This is a genomic window from Candidatus Glassbacteria bacterium (assembly GCA_019456185.1).
Lineage (GTDB): Bacteria > Gemmatimonadota > Glassbacteria > GWA2-58-10 > GWA2-58-10 > JAJRTS01.
Genome location: VRUH01000028.1, coordinates 42,055 through 48,334, shown reverse-complemented (window position 1 = coordinate 48,334; position 6,280 = coordinate 42,055). Strand labels below are relative to the sequence as shown.

Genomic DNA, 6,280 nt, shown 5'->3' with positions numbered 1-6,280 from the left:
TCCCCCCTGGCCCCCCTTTGGCAAAGAGGGGAAGCGGCCTCCCCCTTTCGTAAAGGGGGATCGAGGGGGATTTATAAACCGCTTTTCTTGTACATTATTTGCAGGACACAACACTAGCATTTGCGAAGGAGAATATTTAAAGTTCGGAGCCGGAAATGTACGCAATAGATAAAAAAGACCTGCTGGAGTGGTGCTCGATCAAAGTCGATGAACTGGCCCGTCATAATCCGCGGGTCCCGTTCGAGATCGTGGATACGCGCGAGGAGATGGGCCGGATGATGGCCCGCGAGCTGGTGGAGGAAGTGGAACGGAACAACGTTGAGGGCAGAACGACCCGCGCGATTATCCCCTGCGGCCCATCGTGCTGGTACGAGCCGCTGGCCGAAATAGTCAACGGCGAGCAGGTGAGCTTCCGCGACCTCGAGGTGTTCCACATGGACGAGTGCCTGGACTGGCAGGGCAACCTGCTGCCCGACGGGCATCCCTACAATTTCCGCAGCGAGATGGAGCGCGTGTTCTACGGTCCGATCGACCCCGGCCTGGCTGTTCCCGAGCAGAACCGTCACTGGCTCACGCCGCAGAATATCGACGAGGTCCGCCGCGAACTGGCGGCCGGCCCGATCGACATCACCCTGGGCGGCTGGGGCCAGGACGGCCATATCGCCTACAACCAGGCCCGCCGGGAGCCGTTCAGCCTGCTTTCGCTCGACGAGGTCCGCGACAGCTCGATCCGCCTCCAGTCCAACAACTGGGATACGGTGATCGCCCTGGCCCAGCGCACGCTGGGCTCGGCCTGGCAGTTTATCCCGCCGATGAGCGTCACGCTGGGCGTGAAAGAATGCCTCTCGGCGCGCAAAGTCAGAGTATACAGCGACACCGGAGCCTGGAAGCAGACCGCCTTCCGGGTCGCCCTGTTCAGCGAACCTACCCCTGAATATCCGATGACCCTGCTGCAGGAACACGCCGATGCGCGGGTGACAGCCACGCGGGAAACCGCCACGCACCCGATCAGTACCCACCCGGAATGGGAACTGCTTTAACCGGCCGGACGAGGGAGCACGCTGGATGTACGACGGGGAATACAGGGCGGTGATCGGGACGGGCGGGATCGGCTCGGGGATCATGTTCGAGCTGCAGGGCGACCACACCCTGGGCCGGGAGGAGAGCCGGGCCGGCGTGCTCAGCGACTGCCGGGATTTCTGCAAGCTGCATATCATACTGCACTACGTGGCCCTGCTGCTCGGCTCTAACCAGGAAGACAGCTCCACCTTCCAGACTGTCCCGCTGGGCAAGGTCGGCAAAGACGCGGTCGCTGAGGAAATGGTGCGTCTGATGGGCGAATCCGGGATGGATACCCGCTACGTGATCAGCACCGGTGGGGCACCCACCCTCTACAGCGTCTGCTTTCTCTACCCGGACCGCACGGGCGGCAATATCACCACCAGCCGCAGCGCCAGCAGCCTGCTTCATCCCAGCGAGATCCGCGCCGCCCAGCAATTGTGCCTCGAATACGGTCAGCGGGGCATGGCCCTGGCCGCGCCGGAGGTGCCGATTGAATCAAGGCTGGAACTGCTGATGATGGCGGGAGAATTCGACCTGCTGCGCTTCTGCACGCTGACCTCGGCCGAGATGACCGATCCGCGCGCCGCCGAATGTATCGCCAATACGGAGTTCCTGGCTATCAACCGCGACGAGGCCTCCGCCCTGTGCGGAAAAACCTGCGACAGCAACAATCCCGAACCGTTCCTGGATGCGATGCAGGACCGGGTCAGCCGGCTGAACTCGAAGCTGCGGCTGCTGGTCACCGTGGGCGAACGTGGATCCTGGGCCTGGCGGGACGGGCGCTGGGAATATATCCCGGCGGCCAGGGTGGAAGTAAAAAGCACCGCCGGAGCGGGGGACGCATCGATGGCGGGCTTGATTATCGCTACCGCGGCCGGTCTGCCGTTTATCAGACCCGAGCCGGTCAAACGCACCGGCCTGGCCGAGCTGCCGGTGGAAACCGCCGCCGATTTCGCCGCTCTGCTGGGCTCGGTGAGCACGGTCAGCCCGGACACGATCAACCTGGATGCCGACGCCGGCTATATCCTGGACCACGGCCGGACGTTGGGACTCAAGTTCTGTCCGGAATTGCAGCGACTGCTGGAGGACTGACCATGCACTGGATACCTGACAGAAGTACGCTTACCGAATGATTGCATTCGATATATTATTATCCTTAATTATAATCATACATTCCTGACCCGCTCCCCAATAAGCCGACAAACAACTGACACAAGATAGATGTTAGCTTATGATGAGCTAGAGCCGAGAGATGCCAGAGGTGTGGTCGGAAAAATACAGCGCATAGCTTAACGCCAAAGGCATCAGTTGAAATTGGAACCCGGACGTTCAATAATCCTGCTCTTTACCAGCCGGCGCGCGGCGGGCTGAATGCACGCAGGGCGACGATCGGGTCTCCTTCCACTGCCTGGTTTCGCTGGGTTTCCGCCTCGGAGCTCAGTCCCAGACCCTCCAGGGCCAGCGAGCGCTTGAACATCCTGATCGCCTCGTGGTTGCGGCCCGGATCGAAATGGGAGCTCATCCTGCGGGGCTGCTCGGTTGCGTTTTCGACAGCGGCCAGCATCTGCTCGTACACCTTGCGGGCGTCGCCGTTCCTGCCCAGCGCCTCCAGGGCCTTGCCCCGATAGTACTGGTAGGCGTTATCCGCGCTGATATCGTAGTCCGCCACTTTCTGGTAAAATTTCCCGGCCTCGCTCTTGCGGCCCAGTTTCTCCAGCGCCTGAGCCACCTTGAATTCCTTGCGGGCATTCACCGTGCGGGGTTGGGAGGCCACTTCGAGGTTGAACGGGTAGGTCAGCGAAAGTTCGTAGTGTTTCAGCGCACCCTCGTAGTCACCCCTGGCGTAGAAGTTGTCTCCCTTGCCGAGATTGCTCTCCACCCAGTACTGGTGGACGTCGTAACGGCCTTCCCAGGAATGGAAGTGGTGGTCCTGGAGATATGCCAGCGCGTCGTCGTAGCGGCCTTCCTGGACGTACATCGAGATCAGCCGCTTGAGCAGCGGGTCACGATAGTTGACCGCGGTCTTGTGATTCTCCAGAAAAGTAATCCTCATCGAATTGCTTTTGCCCTGTTTCTGGAAGACCCTGCCCAACTCCTCGACAGCCATCGCCGCTTTCGGGTCCGCCTTGACCGCGCTCTGGTAGGCATTTTCGGCTTTTTCCAGGTCGCCTTTATCCATGTAAACCTGTCCGATATTACGCCAGGCGACAACGTTGGCGGGATCGTTCCGCACAGATTTTTCCCACATCGCCAGCGACTCGTCCAACCGGTCCCTGCTGCGCAGGAGGTTGCCCAGATAGTACTGCGCGCGGCCATCGTCAGGCTTCTGCTCAAGCGCCCAGTTAAGCACCGGGAAACTCTCCAGGCGGTTGGGGAACACATAGGTGGGGTCGCCGGTTGCGGCCTGACTCAGCGCTCCATCAGCGGCGTATTTGTCTCTCAGTTTGTGGTTGTAATAAGCGAGATAGTAATCGACCATCGGCGAGACATCCGCAGCGCTTTCTTTCAGGACATTCAACACTAAGGCCGCCAGATCGTACTGGCCGCAGCGGGCGTAACGGATTGCGATCTCGAGATGGTTCTCGCTGTCGCGGCGCGTCAGTTTGAGCACGTCTTCCTTCACTTGATCCACCTGCCAGGATTTGTCCTGGCTGCTGAGCGCATAACCCTTCTCACATAGCGACAACAGGTCCATCGGGTCCATCACCTGAGCTTCTTCAGCCACGGCCAGGGCCTCGTCATGGCGGCCCAGCCGGTTCAGGATCAGCGCTTTGACAGCCCATGCCTGGACATTGTCGCCGTTGCCGTTGATGCTGCGGTCGATATGCTCCAGCGCCCGTTCGTAGCGCCCCAGCGAGGCGGTCAGCTGGGCCAGCTCGAAATGGGCGGCGGCGTAATATGTCAGGTCGTAGCCGGCGCGGTTGAGGTGCTTTTCGGCCAGTTCCAGTTCACCCTTGCCCAGGTGGGCCATGCCCTTGTAGTAACGCGCCTTGCCCATGTCCGGATAGCGGTCCAGGGCGCGGTCGAAATGCTCGAGCGCCTGGTTGTAAAAACCCTGTTTCAGCTTGCTGAGTCCCAAGGCCGTGTTGGTGCGCACGTCTCCGCGATCCCGTTTGAGCACTTCCTCGTAATACTCCAGCGCCCGGTGTTTATTGCGGAACATCTCGTAGTAGTCGCCGGTGATAAACAACTGGTCGACACTCGCCACGTCCTCTGGATCGGCCGGTTCGGGATTCGGCCCGGGCAGGGGCGGGTTTTCCGGGCGGGGATGCTGGAAACTCAGCAGAGTGTCGCCGCCCGGGGACAGCACGATCATCCTCAGATCATACAGGTCTTTATTGCCGCCGGCTTTCACCTCTCCGATAAACGGCGTTCCCGGGTCGGTGTCGACTGTCTTGCGAAAAAGCTCGCCGTCGGTGCCGGTAATAACTATCCGGGCGGACTTGTTGACCCCGGTTGGACTCCAGCCGAATTTCACTTTGCCGCCATCGAGCTCCAGGTTCAGCGAGCCTTCCAGATTGGCGTAATCCCAGGCGCCGATATCGCGCACGGGAATCCAGAAATGGCTGAACACCTTGGTCTCGCCGGGCAGAATCCAGTGATAGTCGGGCTGGTTGTCGCTGTAGGCTCCGGCCTGCGGCTCGAAATAGGCCAGGTCGCCGTCGGTAAGAATCTGCTCCCAGATCCGACCCGAGGGGGCCGTGCCCCAGGTCCAGAGTTTCTTGCCGCGCACGATATGGGGGTCGGCCACGTGGGCCATGCCGGCCTTTTCCTCCGGGCTCCAGCCGCCGAAATACGGCTTGTCGCTTTCCCAGGCGAAAAAACTGCTGGCCCGTGCGATATTTTTCCAGTACCTGATATCCTTGCCGTCATGCACGGGCCAATGGAAAAAACTGTGCTTGCCGTGGCCGGTGACTATCTCGCCGGGAATCACGGCCATGTATTCCTGCGGAGTTCGCACCGCGGCGGTGGACCACATCTGAAAGGAGTGCGCGTAGGGAGTACTGTTGTACAACCGGACCTTGGTTTCCACCCAGTTTCGTCCCGGATGGACCGTTGTGCCGACAGCCCAGCGCATCCCGTAAATCCGGTCGAACTCACCGGTCCAGGCTGTCTTGGAGCCGTCGGGGTTTTCCACCAGACGGTAGTCGGTGTCGCGGAAGCCGCTGGGCCGGTGACCGTGGGGGAAGTTCCACTCCACGCCGCCGGAGATCCACGCGCCGGCCATCCCGACCAGCCCGGGCTTGATCGTGGTCTGGTTATAGAGGAACTGGTAACCGTTGGTTTTGTCCTGTGCGCCGTGAAGGCGGCCGCCGATTTCGGGCAGCACCAGCGCCTTGACCCATTCGTTTTCGACGTAGAGCGCGGTATAGATCCTGTCGTATTTCTCGTCGGTAAGTTTCTCGTACATGGTGTACGGGTAAATCCGGTTCCAGTAAGGCATCACTTCCGGTGCGCCGATCCTGTATGTGGGCAGGGTCAGCGGTTCCTGGTAAACCCTGACTTCGGCCCTTGCCCCGGAGACGGCCAATATTACGATCAACACTGCCAGCAGACGGGTCAATTTCATGGTACTTTCCTCCTGGGATGGATCCGGTAAGCTGTTATTTATTTCCTCTGGGAATTAACCGATTTTGATAATCTGGCCTGTTGAAACTGCCCTGTCAAATTTTTTCGTATCGCTAGTCAGGCACAGCTTCCATGATGACGGCTTTCATCCGCGGATATTCATCGCCCGCCACCTGCACGACGTAACTGGCCGGAACGCGGCGGACAGTTTCCGTGTGCTGTCTGTCCCAGCCCTGTTCCCGCCACCGCCAGGTCACATTCAGCGCGGTCGATGCGGGAATCGAGACTGCCTGGACTGTGACCCTGTTGGCTCCGGGGGCCAGAAACGGCAGGGAATACATGTTGAGCTGGCAGATACCGTCGATTTTGATTTCGTGCAGCGCCGCCGACCCCGGGCCGTGGGCGCCGTGCAGCTTGACTTTGACCCTGAACTCATAACGTTCGTCAAGCAGGTGATCCGGAATTGCAAAACTGAAATCGCCACCGTTTTCCCGCACTCCGAGGCAGATCCACTGCTCCGCCTGGCCGACATCCATGTAGACCGCGACCCCGCCGCCGTCCACCAGCTCGGCCTTCCCGCTCACCGTCCCGCCCACGAACACGTAGGGCAGTTGCAGGCTGAACACGGCCTCGCCGGTGTCGTCCGTAT

4 protein-coding genes and 1 pseudogene (1 of these 5 cut by a window edge) are annotated in these 6,280 nt (G+C 60.4%); 2 read left to right on the top strand and 3 right to left on the bottom strand.

Annotation, left to right across the window (positions count from 1 at the left end; all coding sequences use genetic code 11):
* Nucleotides 1–155: 155 nt before the first annotated feature.
* The gene (locus tag FVQ81_11185; protein MBW7997109.1) at nt 156–1,040 is read left to right on the top strand and encodes a hypothetical protein; all 885 of its coding nucleotides are present in this window, start codon (nt 156–158) and stop codon (nt 1,038–1,040) included.
* A 25-nt stretch (nt 1,041–1,065) separates the two neighbouring features.
* Nucleotides 1,066–2,154 carry a hypothetical protein gene (locus FVQ81_11180; GenBank protein MBW7997108.1) on the top strand — a complete coding sequence of 363 codons (1,089 nt, stop codon included), beginning with the start codon at nt 1,066–1,068 and terminating at the stop codon, nt 2,152–2,154.
* 253 nt (nt 2,155–2,407) lie between these two features.
* Here the strand turns inward: FVQ81_11180 and FVQ81_11175 are convergent, their stop codons facing one another.
* The 3 genes and pseudogenes from FVQ81_11175 to FVQ81_11165 form a co-directional block, all read right to left on the bottom strand.
* Nucleotides 2,408–5,632 (bottom strand): DUF5107 domain-containing protein, encoded by a 3,225-nt coding sequence (locus tag FVQ81_11175; protein MBW7997107.1) that lies wholly within the window; start codon nt 5,630–5,632, stop codon nt 2,408–2,410.
* Between the two features lie 112 nt (nt 5,633–5,744).
* The gene (locus tag FVQ81_11170; protein ID MBW7997106.1) at nt 5,745–6,128 is read right to left on the bottom strand and encodes a hypothetical protein; all 384 of its coding nucleotides are present in this window, start codon (nt 6,126–6,128) and stop codon (nt 5,745–5,747) included.
* A pseudogene (locus FVQ81_11165) lies at nt 6,076–6,280 on the bottom strand (hypothetical protein) (it continues 1,064 nt past the right edge of the window). Before FVQ81_11165 ends, FVQ81_11170 begins: the two are co-directional and overlap by 53 nt.

Coding starts and splice junctions, on each gene's coding strand:
- FVQ81_11185 (MBW7997109.1), top strand. CDS start 156: ATGTACGCAATAGATAAAAAAGACCTGCTGGAGTGGTGCTCGATCAAA.
- FVQ81_11180 (MBW7997108.1), top strand. CDS start 1,066: ATGTACGACGGGGAATACAGGGCGGTGATCGGGACGGGCGGGATCGGC.
- FVQ81_11175 (MBW7997107.1), bottom strand. CDS start 5,632: ATGAAATTGACCCGTCTGCTGGCAGTGTTGATCGTAATATTGGCCGTC.